The sequence below is a fragment of the Sporosarcina sp. A2 genome (assembly GCF_050858885.1).
In the GTDB taxonomy this organism is placed as follows: domain Bacteria; phylum Bacillota; class Bacilli; order Bacillales_A; family Planococcaceae; genus Sporosarcina.
The window spans coordinates 2,419,861-2,440,522 of record NZ_CP193898.1; the positions used below are offsets into that span (position 1 = coordinate 2,419,861).

Annotated in this window: 18 protein-coding genes; 3 read left to right on the forward strand and 15 right to left on the reverse strand. The window is 44.9% G+C overall.

Annotation, left to right across the window (positions count from 1 at the left end):
• Window positions 1-91 precede the first annotated feature (91 nt).
• The 3 genes from cydS to ACRPI0_RS12360 are packed head-to-tail and all read right to left on the reverse strand — an operon-like array spanning window position 92 to window position 2,601.
• Complete coding sequence (gene cydS / locus ACRPI0_RS12350; RefSeq protein WP_432352956.1) at window positions 92-217, reverse strand: cytochrome bd oxidase small subunit CydS; 126 nt, start codon at window positions 215-217, stop codon at window positions 92-94.
• Window positions 218-229: 12 nt separating this feature from the next.
• The gene (locus ACRPI0_RS12355) at window positions 230-1,255 is read right to left on the reverse strand and encodes a cytochrome d ubiquinol oxidase subunit II (protein ID WP_432352958.1); all 1,026 of its coding nucleotides are present in this window, start codon (window positions 1,253-1,255) and stop codon (window positions 230-232) included.
• A complete protein-coding gene (locus ACRPI0_RS12360; protein WP_432352960.1) occupies window positions 1,252-2,601 on the reverse strand; it encodes a cytochrome ubiquinol oxidase subunit I in 1,350 nt (449 codons plus the stop codon). The genes ACRPI0_RS12355 and ACRPI0_RS12360 overlap by 4 nt, the downstream gene beginning before the upstream one ends.
• A gap of 330 nt (window positions 2,602-2,931) precedes the next feature.
• On the opposite strand from ACRPI0_RS12360, the gene ACRPI0_RS12365 reads away from it, so the two are divergent.
• Entirely contained in the window at window positions 2,932-3,363 is a 432-nt protein-coding gene (locus tag ACRPI0_RS12365) for an NUDIX hydrolase (protein ID WP_432352962.1), read from the forward strand.
• A gap of 398 nt (window positions 3,364-3,761) precedes the next feature.
• Here ACRPI0_RS12365 and ACRPI0_RS12370 read toward each other — a convergent pair whose 3' ends face one another.
• From ACRPI0_RS12370 to ACRPI0_RS12425, 12 genes are all read right to left on the reverse strand, one after another.
• Window positions 3,762-4,676 carry a diacylglycerol kinase gene (locus tag ACRPI0_RS12370; protein WP_432352964.1) on the reverse strand — a complete coding sequence of 305 codons (915 nt, stop codon included), beginning with the start codon at window positions 4,674-4,676 and terminating at the stop codon, window positions 3,762-3,764.
• 49 nt (window positions 4,677-4,725) lie between these two features.
• Window positions 4,726-5,295: a thioredoxin family protein gene (locus ACRPI0_RS12375; protein WP_432352966.1), complete on the reverse strand. Its 570-nt coding sequence runs from the start codon at window positions 5,293-5,295 to the stop codon at window positions 4,726-4,728.
• 130 nt (window positions 5,296-5,425) lie between these two features.
• Entirely contained in the window at window positions 5,426-6,856 is a 1,431-nt protein-coding gene (gene gatB / locus ACRPI0_RS12380; RefSeq protein ID WP_432352968.1) for an Asp-tRNA(Asn)/Glu-tRNA(Gln) amidotransferase subunit GatB, read from the reverse strand.
• A 2-nt stretch (window positions 6,857-6,858) separates the two neighbouring features.
• The gene (gene gatA / locus ACRPI0_RS12385) at window positions 6,859-8,319 is read right to left on the reverse strand and encodes an Asp-tRNA(Asn)/Glu-tRNA(Gln) amidotransferase subunit GatA (RefSeq protein WP_432352970.1); all 1,461 of its coding nucleotides are present in this window, start codon (window positions 8,317-8,319) and stop codon (window positions 6,859-6,861) included.
• Between the two features lie 25 nt (window positions 8,320-8,344).
• Window positions 8,345-8,635 (reverse strand): Asp-tRNA(Asn)/Glu-tRNA(Gln) amidotransferase subunit GatC, encoded by a 291-nt coding sequence (gene gatC, locus ACRPI0_RS12390; protein WP_432352972.1) that lies wholly within the window; start codon window positions 8,633-8,635, stop codon window positions 8,345-8,347.
• Window positions 8,636-8,708: 73 nt separating this feature from the next.
• On the reverse strand, window positions 8,709-9,836 hold the full coding sequence (locus ACRPI0_RS12395) for a CamS family sex pheromone protein (protein WP_432352974.1): 1,128 nt from the start codon (window positions 9,834-9,836) through the stop codon (window positions 8,709-8,711).
• A 6-nt stretch (window positions 9,837-9,842) separates the two neighbouring features.
• Window positions 9,843-11,858 (reverse strand): NAD-dependent DNA ligase LigA, encoded by a 2,016-nt coding sequence (gene ligA / locus ACRPI0_RS12400; protein WP_432352976.1) that lies wholly within the window; start codon window positions 11,856-11,858, stop codon window positions 9,843-9,845.
• Window positions 11,859-11,873: 15 nt separating this feature from the next.
• Entirely contained in the window at window positions 11,874-14,105 is a 2,232-nt protein-coding gene (pcrA, locus tag ACRPI0_RS12405) for a DNA helicase PcrA (RefSeq protein WP_432352978.1), read from the reverse strand.
• A gap of 48 nt (window positions 14,106-14,153) precedes the next feature.
• Window positions 14,154-14,852, reverse strand: coding sequence for a heptaprenylglyceryl phosphate synthase (locus tag ACRPI0_RS12410; RefSeq protein WP_432352980.1), 699 nt, complete (start codon window positions 14,850-14,852; stop codon window positions 14,154-14,156).
• A 125-nt stretch (window positions 14,853-14,977) separates the two neighbouring features.
• Complete coding sequence (locus ACRPI0_RS12415) at window positions 14,978-15,292, reverse strand: YerC/YecD family TrpR-related protein (RefSeq protein WP_432352982.1); 315 nt, start codon at window positions 15,290-15,292, stop codon at window positions 14,978-14,980.
• A gap of 18 nt (window positions 15,293-15,310) precedes the next feature.
• Window positions 15,311-16,342, reverse strand: a complete 1,032-nt coding sequence (locus ACRPI0_RS12420) for a DUF3048 domain-containing protein (protein WP_432352984.1) — start codon at window positions 16,340-16,342, stop codon at window positions 15,311-15,313.
• A 10-nt stretch (window positions 16,343-16,352) separates the two neighbouring features.
• Window positions 16,353-18,071: an adenine deaminase C-terminal domain-containing protein gene (locus ACRPI0_RS12425; RefSeq protein WP_432352985.1), complete on the reverse strand. Its 1,719-nt coding sequence runs from the start codon at window positions 18,069-18,071 to the stop codon at window positions 16,353-16,355.
• Window positions 18,072-18,210: 139 nt separating this feature from the next.
• Between ACRPI0_RS12425 and ACRPI0_RS12430 the strand changes: the two genes are divergently transcribed.
• The gene (locus ACRPI0_RS12430) at window positions 18,211-18,741 is read left to right on the forward strand and encodes a class I SAM-dependent methyltransferase (protein ID WP_432352987.1); all 531 of its coding nucleotides are present in this window, start codon (window positions 18,211-18,213) and stop codon (window positions 18,739-18,741) included.
• 548 nt (window positions 18,742-19,289) lie between these two features.
• Window positions 19,290-20,651: a spore germination protein gene (locus ACRPI0_RS12435; protein ID WP_432352989.1), complete on the forward strand. Its 1,362-nt coding sequence runs from the start codon at window positions 19,290-19,292 to the stop codon at window positions 20,649-20,651.
• Window positions 20,652-20,662: the final 11 nt, after the last annotated feature.

Sequence of the window (20,662 nt, forward strand, 5' to 3'; positions counted from 1 at the left end):
TTGAGCGGAATGGGATCTTGCTTGATCCTAATGGAGCGCTTCTCCGAGATTCCATCCCAAACAAAAAGAGCTGCCTAGGCAGCTCCCCTTCTTATTTCTTCTTCTCTTCTTTTGCCTGTTTAATAACCCATCCATCCATAGGTGCAACAACAAATGCGGCTACGATGAACGCGATTAGCGCAATGAATGGCGCGTAAAACATGATGAAGTTATCCATAGGATTGCCCCCTTATGCGTGATAGTCGCCTTTGCCACTCACGTAATCTTTATCGAACAAGAATAGTCGCATGACCAAGATCAGTGACGGAATGAGTAAGCACAAACCGAGTACGAACACGACGATGAGTGAAATTGCCATTGCCGGATTCGTAAAGCTGTCATAGATCGTTAAGTACGGGTAGAGCAAGTACGGGTAATGCGATGCACCGTACCCGTAGAAAGCAAATGCGAATTGACCTGCGAGCATTGCGAATGCCCATCCGTACTGTCGCTTCGTATATAGCAAGAACACGGTTCCAACAAATAACAGAAACGAAACTAAAAACATTGGCCAAAAATTTTGGATATTACTGTAATGCTCTGGTTGGTGTCTTCTGAGTTCAACAATAATGCCGCCTGCAGCGATTATCGTTGGTAGCGACCACGTCAATGCATATCTTCTTAGAAGTCCTGTTGCTTCTGTATCACGTGCTTTGTTCGCATACCACGTCAGGAAGACGGCCGAGATATACAATGTCGCGGAAATACTGAGTACTACTATCGCCCAAGTGAGCGGGCTTGTGAATAGTTTCCAATAATCGAGTACAGGATTCCCATCAACCAGGGTGATAAATCCACCTTCTGAAATCGTCAAAACAATGGAAAGTGAGGCTGGAATAAGAATCCCAGCTAATCCATACATGAATGAGTAGCCTTTATGGCCACGTGATCCATACGTTTCAAACGCGTAATAAGATCCTCGAATTGCGAGAAGTATTACCCCGAAACTAACAGGTACGAGTAATGTCGTTCCGTAGTAAAACGCCGTTTTCGGGAAGAAACCGATGATCCCAACGAAGAAAAATACGAGAAACACATTCGTGATTTCCCAGACAGGCGACAGGTAACGCTGAATGACTTTTGTTAACACACGCTGTTTACCAGTGATAGTACTATAAGCGTTGAAGAACCCGGCGCCAAAGTCAATGGCGCCAACCATAATATAACCGAACAGAAATGTCCATAAGACTGAAATCCCGAGTATCTCTAGATTCATCGTACATCACGTCCTCTCATCGAATGGCGGTCTTCAAGTTCTTTTTCCACTGTATTGACACGGAACATGCGGCGTAATACAACGATGCTTCCGACACCAAGTACAAGGTACAGTAGGCAGAATAGAATGAGCATGTTGTCGACTTGTCCACTTGTTGTCGCAGCTTCAGAAACTTTCATGATGTGTCGCAGAATCCATGGTTGTCGTCCAACTTCTGCGAACCACCAACCGAATTCAATTGCCAGAAGCGATAGTGGTGCACCGAGTACGATGAGCCAACGGAACCATTTCGTTACGATGAACGACCAACCTCTCCACTTCCCTAGTAGGAATACTCCTGATAGGAACGCCATCCACATACCGATAAAGACCATTAAGTTGAATAAATAATGGATGTAAAGTGGTGGTATTTCATCCTCAGGGAACTGATCGAGTCCAGTTACTTCCGCAAACGGATTGTTTGCAGCAAGAATCGAAAGTCCGTATGGAATTTTAAGTGCATATTTAACTTCGTTATCTTCAGTCAAAATCCCCATTAAAATGAGTTCCGCTTTGTCCGTTGTTTCGAAATGCCACTCAGCAGCGGCTAACTTTTCTGGTTGGTACTCAGCTAAGTATTTACCAGAGAAGTCACCAATTATTGCAGCACCAATAGCAAAGATGAATCCGACTTTCATAGTGAGTAGTAAAGCTTTTTTGTGATAAATGTGATCTGATCCGCGAAGTAAACGGAACGCTGCAATAGCTGCTAATACGAATGCTGCCGTCATGTACGATGTCACAACAACGTGTGCCACTTTAGTAGGCATTGCTGGGTTAAACATCGCTAGCAACGGACTTATGTTGACGAGTTCGCCGTTCATAATGTCAAATCCACGCGGTGCGTTCATGAATGCATTCACTATTGTGATGAATACTGCAGAGAATGATGCACCGAGTGCTACAGGTATTAGAAGTAGCAAATGCTTTTTCTGATTTTCGAATCGATCCCACGTATACAAATAGATGCCGAGGAAGATAGCTTCAAAAAAGAATGCGAATGTTTCCATGAACAACGGCAAGGCAATTACATTGCCGGCTAATTCCATGAAATTCGGCCATAATAACGATAGCTGTAAGCCAATGGCGGTACCTGTTACAACACCGACAGCGACTGTAATTACAAATCCACGTGCCCATCTGCGTGCAAGTAAAATATAGTGTTCATCATTTTTTCGAATACCTACCCATTGGGCGAGCATGATCATTAGGGGTACACCGACACCGATTGTTGCGTAAATAATGTGGAACGACAGGGTCGTCTCCGTCAGAACACGCGAGAAAAACACTGCTTCTTCATTTGCCATCTGCGTTGCCTCCTTCACTAACAAAGTATGGTACTATTTGCTGGTGTTTATCCTAACAGCCTTCCTACAATGGAAAGCAGCATAACGGCTGCGACGCCAAAAGCTAACCAAATGAGTACTCGTTCTTGTTTTTTGTACATTGGGTCACATCCTTTCAAATGGCTAGTTGAAGCCGTAAATCACCATATAGTAACTACTTTCCCCAATTAAGATTAAATTACGCATATTTGGGTAAATAAAAGTAATGACGTTGAATGGGCATATTACCTAAATACTTGAACTATTTTCAATTGTAGTGTATACTAGTACAATTAAGCGAGGTGATCGCAATTGAAACTTAAACGGAAAGTACTTGCCTATATTACAAGAGGCGCAGAAGAAGACCGCGAACTTCTTGTGTTCGAGCATAGGGACTTCCCTGAAGCAGGCCTTCAAGTTCCAGGTGGCACGATCGAACGGGACGAACTACTGATCGATGCCTTATACCGAGAAATAGAGGAAGAATCTGGTATCCAACGTGAAGAACTTGTGTTATGTGGTAAATTGCATAAAACAAACTTTTTCCCTAAGGATAAAGATGAAGTACTCGAACGTAACGTATTTCATTTCGACTATGTCGGTGAACATGATACGGAGTGGAACTACAAAGTGCATGGGGATGGAAAAGACGAAGGATTGGTGTTCAAGTTCAAATGGATTCCAGTCGAAGATCTTCCGAAGCTTGCCTCCAAGCAAGACCAAGCGTTAGAATTTATTGAATAAGTAGTATCGATACGCAACGGGCCTTGTGCCCGTTGTTTTTTTTGTTGGGTAGAATTTGTGTGGAATTTGGAGTTTGTTATGTGGTGGAATGGGCGGGTTCCTCGTCGGAACGGGCGGGTTCCATGCCGGAACGGGCGGGTTCCTCGTCGGAACGGGCGGGTCCCATGCTGGAACGGGCGGGTCTCATGCCGGAACGGGCGGGTTCCTCGTCGGAACGGGCGGGTCTCATGCCCGAATGGGCGGGTTCCTCGCTGGAACGGGCGGGTCTCATGCCCGAATGGGCGGGTTCCTCGTCGGAATGGGCGGGTCTCATGCCGGAACGGGCGGGTTCCTCGCTGGAACGGGCGGGTCTCACATCAACAAAAAAACTCCGCTAGATTTAGCGGAGTTACAAAAAGTTACCACGAGCGATCTTGTTCCCGAAGCTTATCGAACGGGACGTACATTTCAATGTGACAGGATAAGTTTTCGAAGACTGCGGGTGCTTTCCCACCGTATTCGCCATCTAAATTCACAAGTACCTCTTCTTCAGACGTCACTTTGACAGACTTTGCTTTGCACGAAATCACAAGAGGATCGTTTAAATGCTCGCCACGAACTGCGAGCGTTACCACGCGAATAAATTCCGCAATGTTACATTTCTTCAAAATGAGCAACGTGAACTTTCCATCGTTAATGCTCGATTCAGGTGCAAGTTTCTCGAAGCCACCTACGGAATTGGTTAGTCCCACAAGGAACAACATCGCTTCGTCATCGAACACTTTGTCGTCATACTCAATCTTCACGCGACTTGCATGGATGGAAGGGAGCATTTCAATCCCTTTTAAATAATAAGCGAGTTGACCAAGCATCGTTTTCAAACGGCTTGGGACTTCATAAGTGAGTTCCGTCATTCTACCGCCACCTGCGATATTGATGAAGAATCGGTCGTTCATCTTACCCACATCGACAGGGATTTTTTTTTCCTCAAGAATAATATCTAGCGCTTTATCAATATCACGTGGAATGCGCAGTGCGCGCGCAAAATCGTTTGTCGTTCCCATCGGAATTAGACCGATTGGTGGACGCTTATCGAAACCAGAGACACCTGCGACGACTTCGTTCAACGTTCCATCTCCGCCAGCTGCGATGATTAGGTCAAAACCACGTTCAACAGCAGCTGCTGCAGCGACAGTTGCATCCCCCTCACATGTAGTAGCATGGGCAGATGCTTCGTATCCGGATTGCTCAAGTTTCATGAGCACATCGGCTAGATTTTTGCGGAAAGCTTCCCTTCCCGCAGTCGGGTTATAAATAATGCGAGCACGCTTCATACGTTGTTTCCCTCTTTCTGTTCACTCAGTTCCAAATACACAAACGCTGTTATTGAGCTTCTTGTATTACTGGTAAGAATGTTTTGCGAATGTCTTCGTAAACCGTTAACCAGTTCTCAGGCTTCGTCGTGTAATCAGATGTAATTTGTTGATAGACCGCTTTTTGCTTCGCTTCGAAGTCTGGAGCGTCACCCGCTGGAATTTGTTGTTTCAATTCCATCACATGCTTTTGAATCGTTGCAGCGCGTGGTCCCCATTTTGCAGCGACAGCGCCGTTTGCGTCTAACAGTAAGTAAATAGGAATGGATCGTCCTCCATTCGTTAAGTGGCGGTCAATCAGCCCCTTATCTTCATCGCGATACACCGCGCGTACGTCCAAATCTGCAGCTTCAGCAATCCTCCGTAAAATCGGATTGTTCATCATCGCATCTCCACACCAGTCTTCTGTAATCACTAAAATTCTCGGTTTCGCTGCTTTTAGATAGGTGATGAATTCATCGTCTTTTGGTACATCGAATTTCTCGTAAATCAAAAAACTACTCTCTTTCAGCTGTTTCATATTGTCCATATACGTTGCAAGTGAAATCGCTCGTTCAAAATACTCTACTTCAGTAGCCAACGACTCTCACACTCCTTTTCAACAAGTGTACCCCTATCTACAGTTGGAAATCAATTATCCCGCAACACTCACGAAAACGCCCTGTGTATCTAGCTTGAGCCAAATCACAGGACGTTGTCGGAGGTTCTACTTATCGTTTGCTAATTTCTTCTAGCAATAGTTTGTTAACGAGTGGTGGATTCGCTTGCCCCTTCGTTGCTTTCATTACTTGACCAACGAGGAATCCAACAGCACGGTCTTTCCCGTTCTTGTAGTCCTCGATTGATTGTTCGTTGGTATCTAAGATTTCACCAATTACGGTGCGCAATGTACCTTCATCGGAAATTTGGACAAGTCCTTTTTCCTTAACGATTGTAGCTGCATCGCCACCATTTTCAGCAAGTTCTTTGAAGACTTTTTTCGCGATTTTCGATGAAATCGTTCCATCTGAAATGAGTTTCACGAGACTCGCAAGTCCTTCAGGCGTAATTGGTGTTTCGTTCAATTCTTTAAACGCAGAATTCAAGTATGCCGAAACTTCACCCATAAGCCAGTTCGATGCAAGCTTCGCATCCGCTCCAGCTTTTACGGTTTCATCGAAGAAATCAGACATCTCTTTTGTCAATGTCAACACGTGTGCATCGTATGCTGGTAAGTCTAGCTCATTCACATAGCGATTTTTACGTGCATCTGGAAGTTCTGGAATTTCAGCACGAACGCGCTCGATCCAGTCTTCGTCGATGAAGATTTCAGGTAGATCGGGATCATCGATAAAGCGGTAGTCGTTCGCGCTTCCTTTGATACGCATGAGCATTGTCTGTCCAGTAGATTCGTCATAACGACGTGTTTGCTGAACGATTTTCTCACCAGAAAGCAAGAGTTTTTCTTGACGCTCGACTTCGTTCGCGATTCCGCGACGTACAAAGTTAAATGAGTTCAAGTTTTTAAGCTCTGTTTTTGTACCAAATTCCTCTTGTCCATATGGACGGAGTGAAATGTTAGCGTCACAACGAAGTGAACCTTCTTCCATCCGCACGTCAGATACGCCTGTATACTGAATGATTGCCTTCAGTTTTTCAAGAAAAGCATATGCTTCGTTCGGTGTACGAATGTCTGCTTCTGTTACGATTTCGATAAGGGGTGTTCCTTGTCGATTCAAGTCAACGAGAGAATATCCGTTATCCGAATGCGTCAGTTTGCCTGCATCTTCTTCTAAGTGCACACGCTCAATGCGGATTTTCTTTGTATAGCCATCCACTTCGATTTCGATCCAACCGTTTGCACCAACTGGGCGGTCATCTTGTGAAATTTGGTATGCTTTTGGATTATCCGGATAGAAATAGTGCTTACGGTCGAAGTTCATGACACGAGCCACTTCACAGTTTAATGCCATAGAAGCTTTCATTCCGAAGTCGATCGCTTGCTTGTTCATTGTTGGCAATGTACCAGGATACGCAAGGTCGGTTGGGTGAATGTTCATGTTAGGTGCTGCGCCAAAGTGGGCAGGTGCCGTTGAAAAGATCTTTGTATCTGTTTTAAGTTCAACGTGGACTTCAAGTCCAACAATTGTTTCAAAGTTCATAATCAGTTCCCCTCCCTAGCAGGCGGTGTCTGTTTGTGGAATTCTGTCGCTTGCTCATAAGCATGCGCCACTTTATAGAGCAACGCTTCTTCGAAATGATTCCCGATGATTTGCAAGCCAACAGGAAGGCCGTCTGCAAAGCCACATGGAACCGAGATTGCTGGAATACCAGCAAGGTTTACAGGTGTAGTAAGTAAGTCATTCGCATAAAGCGTCAATGGATCTTTAATTGTCTCACCAAGGTTATAAGCTTTCGTTGCACTCGTTGGTCCAACGATAACGTCATATTTTTTGAAGACGTTTTGGAAATCTTGCGCGATCAATGTACGTACTTTTTGAGCACGCTCGTACAAGTCTTCGTGATGACCGGCACTAAGTGCATACGTTCCATAAAGAACACGTTTGCGGACCTCATCCCCGAAGCCTTCTGAACGGGAACGTAAATAGATCTCGTTCAAGTTTTTCGCATCTGCTGGGTGGTATCCGTAACGGATGCCATCGAAACGAGCAAGATTCGATGATGCTTCTGCAGAAGAGATGACGTAGTATGTCGGTGCAGCATAGCGTGAATAGGAAAGATCCACTTCGTCAACATGTGCGCCAAGAGATTCAAGAACAGCAATCGCTTGTTTCACAGCATCGCGTACTTGTGGTTCCACACCTTCACCTAAATAGCGTGCAGGCACAGCAATTTTCAAGCCTTTAATATCGCCTGTCAATGACTTACGATAATCTTGCACAGGCTTTTCTGATGCAGAAGGGTCACGATAATCAGCACCGGCAATAGCGCTTAACAACATTGCATTGTCTTCTACTGTTTTCGTAATCGGTCCGATTTGGTCCATAGAAGATGCAAATGCAACAAGACCAGAACGTGAAATACGGCCATACGTCGGTTTCATACCAACTACGCCACAAAATGCTGCTGGTTGACGTACAGATCCACCAGTATCAGAGCCAAGAGAGAATAACACTTCTCCAGCTGCAACTGCTGCCGCTGAACCGCCTGAAGATCCACCTGGTACTCGATTCAAGTCCCAAGGGTTATGCGTACGTTGGAAAGCAGAGTGTTCTGTTGTCGAACCCATAGCAAATTCGTCCATGTTGAGCTTACCGACAACTACCATTCCGTTTTCTTTAACTTTTTCTGTTACTGTTCCTTCATAGACAGGCACGAAGTTTTCCAACATCTTACTTGCGCAAGTTGTTTTAATATCTTTTGTGATGATGTTGTCTTTAATACCAATCGGCATGCCGAAAAGGCTTCCACGTTGGTCATCTGGAAGGTTATCCAACTGTTCGGCAGCAGCAAGCGCTTCTGGTCCAGTCACAGTCAGGAAAGCCTGAATAGATGTATCCGTTTTTTCGATATTTTTCAATGTAGCTTCAGTTAGTTCTTTAACCGATAGTTCACGACTATGTAAAAGAGACTGAAGTTCAGACGCAGTTTTGTTTACTACCATAAGTCAATTCCTCCTCTATAACGGGTCAATCTAGAATGTTCGGTACTTTAATAAGACCGTCTTCGTGGTCTTCTACACTTTTAAGCATCTCATCGCGGTCGAGAATATCGGCAGGGATGTCCTCGCGCAATACATTCTTAATAGCTAATGGATGTGTCATTGGTTCCACATCGGTCGTATCGATTTCTTTCAATCGATCCGAAAACTCAAGTAATGTGTCCAAACGCGATGCGAATTTCTCAGCTTCTGTGTCTGGCATATCAATCCGTGCGAAATTCGCATAATACTGAATATCCTCTTTAGTAAAATTGGACATAGTCTCTCCTCCTGGCTTTTGTACAATACGGTTAATCATAACACCTCAAGCAGATGATGAAAAGTTCCTATTCTCAATATGAGTAGATGTGTATAGTTGGTTCCTTTTCTCCAGGCTTTTTCATGATTAAGGATTCAGGACCGTTTACAGATGTGACACTGACTTCTACTTCAATATCGGGATAATATTTCATCACGAGTGAAGTCATGTATTGTGTTAACGCGACAACTTCGTTTTTTCCGTAAAACTGGATTGGTATATTGATTTTAAGGGATTTCAACGTAGTATCACTGTAAAATGCTGTCCCAACAATACTGACATACCCTGGGAAATATTCATTGACATCTTGTTTCAAGTTTTCGAATGTCATATTGACGTCTCGATAATTATCGTCGTTCGATGCAGCGGGTAGTAAGACGAATTTTTCGTTCACTTCTTTCCATCCAGCTGGAGCGTCTTTCCCTTTATCGACAACTGTAGTTGCAAAGTAAGTACCTGGAACGATCGAACTGCGGGATTGTTGTTTGAATAAGCCGATCGTAATCGGTACATCTCCAACGCCTTCCATTTGGCGCATTCGCTTAACAATCGTTTCAGCCATCTTCATCCCTTGCTGTTCAACAGTCTTATCAGGAATCTTAGCTTCCGATGCATCACGTTGATAAAACACAGAATTCATAGCGAGGCCAATCGAGATACCAGCCAACCCCACTTTTTTGTCACCTGTTTTCACGTAATAATTCTGCTCGACGATGTGAGCGAGATAGACAGGTGCTTTTTCGCTAATGTCTTGAGGAGACATTTTATCGTTAATTGGCGGATTCAACCCTTCGTCAAACTTAGAACTCCGGGATAGCCATCGAACTGCTGTTTTTTCATCGATGAATTGCCCTTCTTGGAAGAAGTGATCTTTTGGATTAAAGTTCTTTGCAGATAACCGGAGAAGTCCCTCTTCAACTTCCCCAATATCGTATTTGCTATACACTTGGTTGACTATCAGGCCCCGGCTCGCACTCTTTTTAAACGGCAGTAATGTCCGGTAATAGTTCTCATTCAACTGCACTTCCGGTATCAGTACCGTTTCTGGTTGGATGTCTTCGTTTTCTTGTATAATTTCTTCTTTTTCCGGACCAATCGAAGGGATACATCCTCCAAGGAACAGCACTGCTGCGACTGCCGGAATTATAGATAACCTTTTCATTTCGTTTTACCCCTTTACTTCCAGCACTTCTATGAGCTTAACTTCATCCCATACGTCAATGCCAAGCTCTTCTGCTTTCGCAAGTTTCGATCCCGCGTCTTCCCCCGCAATGACGAGGTCAGTTTTCTTACTAACACTGCCGCTCACTTCGCCACCGAGCGCTTCGATTTTCTCTTTCGCTTCGCCGCGCGTCAAAATGGACAACTTCCCGGTTAAGACGACTTTTTTGCCGACAAATGGTCCTTCGTCAGGAATCTCTTGCTGAGTACGTCCTTTATAGTCCATATTAACGCCGTAAGTTTTTAGCTTCTGAATAACTTCGACTACGTCTTCATTGCAGAAGTACGTTTCAATAGAATCGGTAACTTTCTCTCCAATTTCATGGAGAGCAAGCAACTGTTCAGGCTCTGCAGCAATCAGTTTATCTAACGAACCAAATTCACGAGATAGTAGCGTTGCGGCTTTTTCACCGACGTGACGGATACCAAAACCGAATAACAGTTTTTCCAATGAATTCTCTTTCGATGCAGCAATTGCTGATACGAGATTCGATGCTGACTTTTCACCCATACGATCCAATTCGAGTAATTGTGCTTCCGTCAACCCATACAAATCCGAAAAGTCTTTGATGAGCTCTGCTGTGTAGAGTTGGTCAACAACACGTTCGCCAATTCCTTCGATGTTCATCGCATTACGAGAAACGAAGTGAATGAGCCCTTCTTTTAGTTGTGCAGGGCACTGTGGATTCACACATCGAAGCGCAACCTCACCTTCGATGCGCACGAGTTCCGAGTCACAAACTGGACAGCTTTTAGGCATATCAAACGGCTCTTCGTTACCCGTACGCTTTTCAACGATTGGTGCGATAACTTCCGGAATGATATCTCCCGCTTTACGAATTGTGACATAATCGCCAATCCGTATATCCTTTTCATGGATCAAGTCTTCGTTATGCAAAGACGCACGTCCTACTGTCGTTCCAGCAACACGAACAGGCTCAAGAATTGCAGTCGGGGTTACCGTTCCTGTCCGACCGACACTCAGTTCGATATCGAGTAGTTTCGTTACAACTTCTTCAGCAGGAAACTTGTAAGCAGTTGCCCATCGAGGACTTTTCGCTGTGTACCCAAGCTGTTCCTGATCTTCAAAAGGATCTACTTTGATGACAATTCCATCGATTTCGTAGTCAAGATTAGAGCGTTTGTCTCCCCAACTACTTACGTATTCGATCACTTCTTCAATAGATTTGCACCGTTTTCGTTCATGGTTTGTGACGAGGCTAAGTTCGTCAAGATAATCGAGCGCTTCTGCGTGAGCGGTTTGACCGTACGCTTCACCGTCTCCGCCAATTCCATAGAGGAACACAGCCAGATTACGGCTCCCTGCAATTTTTGGATCGAGCTGGCGCAGTGATCCTGCAGCTGCATTCCGTGGGTTTGCAAACGGCTCATCTCCTGCTTCGTCACGCGCTTCGTTTAATCGAACGAACGACTTCTTCGGCATGTAAGCTTCGCCACGTACTTCGATAGTAATTGGCTCACTAAGCTTAAGTGGAATGGAGCGGATTGTCTTCAAGTTGGCAGTGATATCCTCACCGACAGAACCGTCACCACGCGTGGATCCTTGGACAAATCGACCGTTTTCATATTTCAATGAAACAGCAAGTCCATCAATTTTCAATTCACATATATAGGACACGTTGTCGCCGACCGCATCTCGTACTCGGCGGTCAAATTCACGAATGTCATCTTCGTTAAACACGTTCGACAAACTGAGCATTGGGTAATCGTGTTCCACTTTTGTGAATCCTTCTAGCACGCTCCCCCCTACCCGCTGAGTAGGAGAGTCTGGGTAAATTAAATCCGGATTGTCTGCTTCAATTGCGAGAAGTTCTTGCATCAGTTTGTCATAGTCCGCGTCAGTCGCTACCGGTTTGTCGTGCACATAATAGGCGCGTCCATAGTCCGTTAGCAACTTATTCAATTCCGCCACACGCTGTTCGAGTTCGTTGCGATCGTTCACACTGTGTTCCTCCTCTTACAATTTTTCGATTGGAGCAAATTTAGCAAGTAGTCGTTTAATGCCGACTTCAGGAAAAGCGATATCGAGTTCTACGTCATCCGCTGAACCTTTTACGCTGACGACTGTACCTGTTCCCCACTTTTTGTGCGCAGCTTTGTCGCCTGCTTTCCATCCTAGCTTCTCCCCACCAGTCGATTCATAGACAGGCTTTTTAACAGCAGGTCGTTTTGGCGAGTCTAATCGTGACCCGCCACCACCGAATGAGAATCCGCCTGATGCATTTTCTTCTTCAATTATCTCTTCAGAAATCTCTTTAATAAAACGAGATGGATTGTTATAGCTAAACTTTCCGTACAGCATCCGACTCGATGCCGAGGAGATGAATAATTTTTGTTCTGCACGTGTAATGGCAACGTACGCAAGACGTCGTTCTTCTTCCATTTCTTCGTCGTTACCAATAGAACGAGCATGAGGGAAAATATTTTCTTCCGCTCCGATGACAAAGACGACCGGGAACTCCAGTCCTTTTGCAGAGTGCATTGTCATTAGGACGATTTTTTCTGTGGATTGGTTCTCTTCTTTATCTAGTGAATCGATATCTGCAATTAGAGCAAGATCCGTCAAAAAAGCAACGAGTGATTTGTCTCCTTCGTCTTCTTCCGCACGCTTTTCAAACGCTTCCGTAACGGATAAAAACTCATCAATATTCTCGAGACGACTCTCTGACTCAATCGTTTTTTCCCGCTCTAGCATTGCGCGGTATCCGCTTTTATCCAATACTTGCTCTGTCAATTCTTTGACAGACAAAAACTCTTGCATCTGCGTGAAGTTTTTGATCATATCCCGGAACTTTGCGGACTCTTCAGCTGCCTTCTTTGTTAACCCCATAAAGTCCAACTCTTGCATCGCATCGAAAATGGAACGATCATCTTGAATCGCAAATCGCGCCATTCGTTCGAAGGAGGTGGCACCTATACTTCGTTTCGGTTCGTTAATGATACGTGCAAGCGCAAGATCATCATCGTTATTTGAAATGAGGCGTAAGTAGGCCAGTAAGTCTTTGATTTCCTTACGATCATAGAACTTCGTACCGCCGACAATCGTATATTCCAGGTTCGATTTCACTAGATATTCTTCAATCATCCGAGATTGAGCGTTCGTTCTATAGAGCACAGCAAACTGGTCGAGTGAATAACCTTCTTCCTGCTGCAACTCGATGATTTTGCGGACAACAAATTGAGACTCGTCTTTTTCGTCGCTCGCTTTATAAACGATAATCGAATCGCCTTCTGCATTATCAGTTCGTAAGCGTTTATCATAGCGACTTTCATTGTTTTTAATGACATCATTGGCCGCTTGCAGGATATTTTGAGTCGAACGGTAATTTTGTTCGAGTAAAATGACTTCCGCATCTTTGTAATCCTTTTCAAACGAGAGGATGTTGCCAATATCGGCACCACGCCATTTGTAGATCGACTGATCCGAGTCACCAACGACACAAATGTTACGGAATTTCTCCGCCAACATTTGAACGAGACGGTATTGCGCGTGGTTGGTATCCTGGTATTCATCCACATGAATATACTGGAACTTGTCCTGATAGAACTCAAGTACATCTGGTACTTGTTCAAACAATCGGAGTGTCAACATGATCAAATCATCGAAATCGAGTGACTGGTTCTTACGCAACTTTTTCGTATATCCTTCGAAGACGTCTGCAATGACCCGATCGTAAGGATTCGATTCGTTAACGCCTGCCCGGTATTCTTTAGCGTCGATGCATTCGTTTTTCGCTGAACTGATAATATTTAGAAGTGTTCGTGGATCATATTGCTTTGGGTCCAGGTTCTTCTCTTTCAGAACGGATTTAATAGCGGACAACTGGTCGGAGGAGTCTAAAATGGAGAAACTCTTAGCGAAGCCGATCCGGTCGATATTGCGACGTAAAATCCGTACGCACATCGAGTGGAATGTTGAGACCCACATCCGATCCCCTGAACCTTCACCGAGTATTCCATCAATTCGGTTTCTCATTTCCCGCGCTGCTTTGTTTGTAAATGTGATGGCAAGAATTTTAGACGGATAAACGTCTTTTTCAATAACAAGATACCCGATACGATGCGTCAAAACGCGTGTTTTACCGGATCCTGCCCCTGCCATGATGAGCAAAGGACCTTCCGTTTTTTTCACGGCTTTCGCCTGTTCAGGGTTCATACCCTTCAGTAAGTCTTTTCCGAGTTCTTTCATAAGTTTCAACCGCCTTTTAGGAACATTTGTTCTTCATTATACACGAAATCACTTTGGACTGGAAACGGCTTTTACCGCATCCACTGTCGCTAGTGCTTTTTTCAAATCTTCATAGATGACGTTCCCAATAACGATTGTATGTGCTATCGCAGCCATCTCCTCGGCTTGAGCTGTCGAACGGATTCCGCCACCATAGACGAGCCGGGTTTCATCCAACACTGATGCTGCCGCGCTCACGATTTTCGGATCGCCATACGTCCCGCTGTATTCCAAGTAAAAAATCGGAAGTTTGAACAAATGCTCCGCCATACGAGCGTAGCCGACAACATCTTCTTTCGTTGGGATTTCTGTAGCTCCCGTGAGTTGGGCTGCTTTACATTCCGGATTCATAATGCAATAACCTTCTGTTGCGACTTCTTCCCATTTCATCATATGACCGAATTCTTTCAATGCTTCCAGATGGATCCCATTCATCCACTTGACGTCGGTTGCGTTTAGTACAGTTGGGATGAAGTAATAGTCGAACCCGAATGTGACGGCTTCTACATCTGATACTTCAAGGGCTAACGGTACAGCGTATCGTCTAAGTCGCGCGAGTAAATCGAGTACACCTTCCAGTGTGATGTTGTCTGTTCCCCCGATAATTATTCCGTCTGTTCCTGATTCTGCGAGCTGTTCAAGCGCCTCGTCTGAAATCTCTTTTGCCGGGTCTAATTTAAAGGCATGACGCCATGATTGATAGTCCATTTTCAGTCACCTGCTTTTTCGTTAGTACGTTCTTTCAAGTATAGCAAAAAACGCGTGCCGATTCTCGTTGGCGCACGTAGAAATGAAAAAACCGGTCAGCAATTAGCTGTTTCCGGTTTTTTACGTTAATTTTCTTCAGATGTTGTGTCTTTTTTTTCGTTCAAACGATCGACAATCAAATTATAACCGCCTGAGCCGTAATCGACGCATCGACGAATTCTGGAGATGGTTGCAGTACTCGCACCCGTTTCCTTTTGTATTTTGTCATACGTATGTTTCTTTTTCAGCATGACAGCTACGTCTAGTCGCTGTGATAGGGATTGGACTTCACCGATTGTGCATAAGTCATCAAAGAACGCATAGCATTCATCCAAATCTTTCAGCTCCAAGATTGAACGGAACAGCTGATCTGTCTGCTCGCCTTTTATCTTTTCAAGCATAGGGAACTACCTCCATCCTTAAGGGGTATACGTTGTCGTCGTACCTATCGACTGTTCTCGAACGATATGAACCCAGGTCTGTCCAGGAACCAATTTCGCTGGAACGCCATGTTGGACGGGTGTAATCACACCGTCAATCAGTTTCCACTCAAGTTGAAGCGCGACACCATTTTGAAATAACATGGCAGGTCCGCCTGTTGTGAGATCCAACGATTGGCGCCCTTCAGCGTCTATTGTCGAATAAGGTGCTTCCATCACTAGAATATTAGCAGGTGTGACTTTTTTATCATCTGCTTTGTCTGTCGTAATGATTCCATTGACCACTCGTTCATAGACTTTCTTCTCAGGGTCAAAACTGTACGTACTTGTGAAATTAGCGTCTGGCATACCGACAATAATTGTCGATGCAAGCTCTCCTAGTTTAGCACTTTCCGCATTAGGATGGAACGAAAGCGTCGGTACTTTGGTGATTTTTGAGTCTATGGACAAATCCTCCATCGCGGCTTCCACATGTTCTTTTGAAATGTAGGAGTTGTGCGGTGCTTTCCGATCACTGGATCGAACAAAATATGTGCCATCGTACTGCATGCCGTTAATGTTATCGACAACTTCCGCTTTCAACAATTCCTTCGCTTCCGGACTATAACCGTGTGCGATGTAAAATGCGTCCAGCCCTTCAGCGATGTCGATGAAATAATCACGGGCGCTACGAATGGGTCCGATTTCTTCGGGAAGTTCGCTCTGATAAAGCGCGAGCAATCGAGTGATATTTCCTTCAGCGAGCACTTCATAAACGATATCCGCCTGGCTCAAGCCTGATTGAGGACGTGCCAGTGGATGATTATTAATGGTTGCAAGAATCGGTCGGCGATCCGAAGTTTCTGTTTGGACTCCAGTGAATGGAGCGGTTGGTTGGTTTGTCGCTGCTTGCTCAGTTGGCTCTTCTGTTGCTGCCTCTGCTTCCGGCAGTTGTTCTGTGTCTTTTGCACACCCGACAAGTAAGACCTGTCCAGCAAGTAGTGCAGAGAAAAGTACTTTCCTTACATTCATAGTCGCTCTCCTATCGTTCTGTTATGGGAACTAATACTTTATTTCTCATGACATCCGCTACACCGAGTTGCGTGATCCGGACGTATGGCAAATGAGTGGACTGCAAGAATAGTAAACTGTAAACTGCGTCTCCTTTTTCATATCCTCTATCGCGTAAGGCTTGTTTGAAAACACGCTCTTGTTCGCGTAGCACTTCAATAGGTTGATTGGATAGGCTTCCTCCAATCAGGAGCGGTAGTTCACATAAAACCTCACCATTTTCAGCGAGTACAATTCCTCCGCCGATCTGCTTCAGATGACGGAACGCACGAAGCATTTCGTGCTTGTCTTTTCCTATTAAAATAATGTCGCCTGTATTCGAATAGGAAGAAGCGAGTCCTTGTACGGAGCGCGCGAATCCTTTAATAACGGTCGCAATCCGCCAGTTCCCGTTGCGGTCAACGAGTGCGAGGAAAGACTCATCGTGATTGTCTCCCATTCGATCTGCGGATAGATCCACAGTCGTCTCATACGGCTTCGTGATGACGTCGTTTAGCATATCGATTCCAATTGGTTCCGTTGCAGTTACATCTTCTAGTGTTAGATCGAAATCCGGCGCGAACTCGGGGAATACCGACCAATCAGCTTTTTTGAATTCGGCACACGCTTGTCCATCCCGCTTTAGCCAGACGCCTTTTGATAACACGTCCGTCGGGTTCGGTTCTTGTATGTCTGATAAAAAGTTCAATGTCGCAAATCGTCCCGGTGCAATCACACTATGCAACTCATCGATATCGTAGTACCTCGCGATGTTATACGATGCCATTTGATAGGCATCGATCGGGTCCACCCCAACCTCTAACGCAATCCGGATACATTTATCCATCACACCGTCTTCATGAAACAATGGCGGTGAACCGTCTGTTGTCATCATCAAATGATCGAACACATCGAGTTCTTTTTCAATGATGCCTTCAAGCAACGGTTTCAAATCAGGTCGGATCGAGGACTCACGGAGCGTCACCGCGTAGCCTTGCAGCAAGCGTGCTTCCACTTCATCTGCCGTCATCGATTCGTGGTCACCGTTGACACCAAGCAGACGCATACGAGCGAGTGTACGTTCAGAGGCTCCTGGGAAATGTCCTTCGACCTTTTTACCGAGCTGCTTCGCTTTTTGAAGGGATGCAGTCATGACAGGATCACCTTTTAGTAAACGAGGCCATCCTGTAAGCTCTCCACCCATCAACACATCATCGCGCTTCAGCCATTCAGCAACTTTTTCAGGTGCAAAGACTTCCGCTTCGTTTTGCAAATTCGTTTGTGAATCCATACGCGCCCACCAGTAGAAGGAAAACGGGAGTTCTTTCAATTGGTCGAGTAACGTGAACGCCTGCTGTTGGTTAATCGACATGAGCAACATCAAATTATCCGCTAAAAACGTAGTTGTCCCGTGTTGCGCAGCGAATTGAGCGAACGTTTCCGGGTTATATAATTGAAACGGGTGAACGTGTGGTTCTATGTATCCTGGCACAATCAACTTATCCGCAGCATCGAACAGCTCCGCGCCTTCTGTAAGGACAGGCATCCGTTCGCCTGCATAGAGAACTCTTCCGTGTTTGATCCAAATGGTGCCCGTCTTCCACTGTTTTAAGATTGAATGTAAGTACGTTGCATTCGTGATGATTAAATCTGGCGCTTCTTTTCCGTCAATGACAGCAAGTTGTGAAGCGATGTCTTCCGCGTTCCACATGGCAATCGTCTCCTTTATCATCCTAAGCTACATTCATCCTACCATAGGTTGGAAAGAGTGAATAGATAGTGAATGAAGGAACTGAGCGTGTTAGTCTCGAATTTGGAGTGTGAAGATTTAATAAGGAGTGTGATTTGTAATGACAGATCGAGTGACATTCGATACGGATACTGCAACAGAATATGATCGTGGAATCCGGCGGACATTGCCGACGTATGACGGGCTTGTTCGTCTGGCGAACTCCGCCATTCGAATGCGGGCAGTTGAGCATTCGAAGGTATTTGTAGTGGGGGCCGGAGGTGGAAACGAGTTACTTGAGTTTGCGGAAAGTAATCCATCATGGACGTTCACCGCAGTAGACCCTTCAGAACCGATGTTGAAGGAAGCTCGCGCGAAAGTGGAAGGACGATTCGGTGCAGGGCGGGTAGAGTTTGTCTTTGGCAGTGCGGAGGATGTACCTGAGGATGAAATCTTCGATGCTTCATCGTGTTTGCTAGTGTTGCATTTTGTAGAGAGCATGGTTTCAAAATTGGAGTTGTTGCGGGCGATTCGGAAACGCATGAAGCCTGGTGCCCCGTTTGTCATCGCATCTATGGTCGGCGACCGGGAAGACGCGTCGTTCGATGAATTATTCGGGTTGTGGCGACCGGGAAGACGCGTCGTTCGATGAATTATTCGGGTTGTGGCGACAGTGTTGGATCGATCGCTCATCACTTTCCCGAGCACAAGTGCTGGAAATGGAAAAAACGGTGCGCGCGTTGTCGTTTATTCCAGGTAGTCGTCTCGAGGCACTGTTGGCGGAAGCTGGTTTCGGAGAAATCACTCAGTTTTTCCAGACAAACTTTTTTAGTGCCTGGTTGTGTGTCGCTGAGTAAGGAAGCAGTGGGTTCATGATCATATTTCGTTGTTTATGATCATTTTTCTTGAGTTATGAGCGCTTTGGCTGATTTATGATCGCTTTCCCTGGGTTATGATCGCTTTCCCTGGGTTATGATCACTTTCCCTGGGTTATGATCACTTTCCTTGGTTTATGAGCGCTTTCCCTGATTTATGATCACTTTCCTCCGGTTTATGATTACTATTAACAAACTGGCTCGCACAAATTACTAGCACTAGGCTAGACCACCATGTATATCTAACTAATCAATATGAATAACATCCGTCTTTTTCGGTTACGCTGAGTACAATAATTGTATTTCCGAAAAGGAGGGGTTTGAGATGACTGAAAGCAAGAAACCAGAGATGCCGCCATTCATGAAATCAATATCCGATGCATTGCCCTCCTCCTTCGACCTATTGCACGTTCCCCTTGCGCTCGATGACGCACATGCTCATCTTCTTTATATGAAAACAGTGGTAGACGGACAAACCCTTCAGCAAACAGTCATTAAACCCTTTTTCGAGTTGGACGATGCGCGCAAATTCGCTGCCTACATACAAGGACTCCCCAATCGATTAGATCCTCCTCAACCTGATGAGCTGCTTACTATGCTCACTTCAGGGTTTGTACTCGTCTATGCGGGTTCCACCTACAGTATTCTCGAAGTAAGAAAGTTAGGAAATACAATTCAAGGACCTACAATTGCTGAGACAACCATTCACGGTCCCCAACTGGCACTCTGTGAAGATTTAGAAACTAATGTCAGCATCGTTCGGCAACATTACCATCAGCCCAATCTATATGTTGAAACCCAACAATTAAACGATAAAAGCGGAATGTCGATAGCACTTCTTTACGATGAAAAGGAGGTAAACGTTGATGTGCTTCGTCGTGTAAAAGAAAAGCTGGACGCACTGGACGAACCTCTTATTCAATCGGCTGGTGAATTAGCTGTCCGTCTTACAAGCAGGAAATATTCGCTATTTCCAACTTCCATATTAACTGAACGTCCCGATCGGATCGTTTATAACTTAACGGGTGGTAAAATTATCTTACTAGTGGACAACACTCCTTATGCGATTGTTTTACCCGTTATCTTCTTCGACTTCATGGTTTCAATGGAAGAAAACTACCATACCTATATAATTTCCCTTTACAACACATTACTGGGTTGGTTTGGTTTGCTTAATTGTTTGCTGTTGCCTAGTTTGTATGTTGCATTTAGCGCTTATTCGCCAGAAGTATTACGAACTGAACTAACCTTAACCATCGCAGGAAGTCGGATTGGCATTCCTTACCCTTCTTTTATAGAAGTCATCATCATGCTTCTCTTTGTAGAATTACTCACAGAGGCCAGTGTGCGGCTTCCTAGATCCATTAATGCAGCTGCTACAACAGTAGGCGGATTGATTTTAGGGACTGCTGCAACAGAAGCCTCCCTCGCCTCCAATGTTCTCATCATGGTCGTTGCCATCGTGGCAATTTCCACATTTGTTATACCTATGACCGAACTTGGATTTGCAGTCAGGATTGGAAGAATGATCCTTATCCTATTTACATCACTATTCGGGTTGATTGGCCTTGTATCTGGATCGCTATTACTAATTATTCACCTTACAAACATGGACAGCTTCGGTGAACCGTATTTAAGAATCGGATGGCGCAGTAAGCGTAGTGAAAAGATGGTGGATAGCGAGTGAGTCGTTTCCTG

Coding starts and splice junctions, on each gene's coding strand:
- gatC (WP_432352972.1), bottom strand. CDS start 8,635: ATGTCCAATTTTACTAAAGAGGATATTCAGTATTATGCGAATTTCGCA.
- ACRPI0_RS12410 (WP_432352980.1), bottom strand. CDS start 14,852: ATGGACTATCAATCATGGCGTCATGCCTTTAAATTAGACCCGGCAAAA.
- ACRPI0_RS12370 (WP_432352964.1), bottom strand. CDS start 4,676: ATGAAGCGTGCTCGCATTATTTATAACCCGACTGCGGGAAGGGAAGCT.
- gatB (WP_432352968.1), bottom strand. CDS start 6,856: ATGAACTTTGAAACAATTGTTGGACTTGAAGTCCACGTTGAACTTAAA.
- ACRPI0_RS12360 (WP_432352960.1), bottom strand. CDS start 2,601: ATGGCAAATGAAGAAGCAGTGTTTTTCTCGCGTGTTCTGACGGAGACG.
- ACRPI0_RS12355 (WP_432352958.1), bottom strand. CDS start 1,255: ATGAATCTAGAGATACTCGGGATTTCAGTCTTATGGACATTTCTGTTC.
- cydS (WP_432352956.1), bottom strand. CDS start 217: ATGGATAACTTCATCATGTTTTACGCGCCATTCATTGCGCTAATCGCG.
- ACRPI0_RS12425 (WP_432352985.1), bottom strand. CDS start 18,071: ATGTGGAACGCGGAAGACATCGCTTCACAACTTGCTGTCATTGACGGA.
- ACRPI0_RS12435 (WP_432352989.1), top strand. CDS start 19,290: ATGACTGAAAGCAAGAAACCAGAGATGCCGCCATTCATGAAATCAATA.
- pcrA (WP_432352978.1), bottom strand. CDS start 14,105: ATGAAAGAACTCGGAAAAGACTTACTGAAGGGTATGAACCCTGAACAG.
- ACRPI0_RS12420 (WP_432352984.1), bottom strand. CDS start 16,342: ATGAATGTAAGGAAAGTACTTTTCTCTGCACTACTTGCTGGACAGGTC.
- ACRPI0_RS12395 (WP_432352974.1), bottom strand. CDS start 9,836: ATGAAAAGGTTATCTATAATTCCGGCAGTCGCAGCAGTGCTGTTCCTT.
- ACRPI0_RS12430 (WP_432352987.1), top strand. CDS start 18,211: ATGACAGATCGAGTGACATTCGATACGGATACTGCAACAGAATATGAT.
- gatA (WP_432352970.1), bottom strand. CDS start 8,319: ATGGTAGTAAACAAAACTGCGTCTGAACTTCAGTCTCTTTTACATAGT.
- ACRPI0_RS12415 (WP_432352982.1), bottom strand. CDS start 15,292: ATGCTTGAAAAGATAAAAGGCGAGCAGACAGATCAGCTGTTCCGTTCA.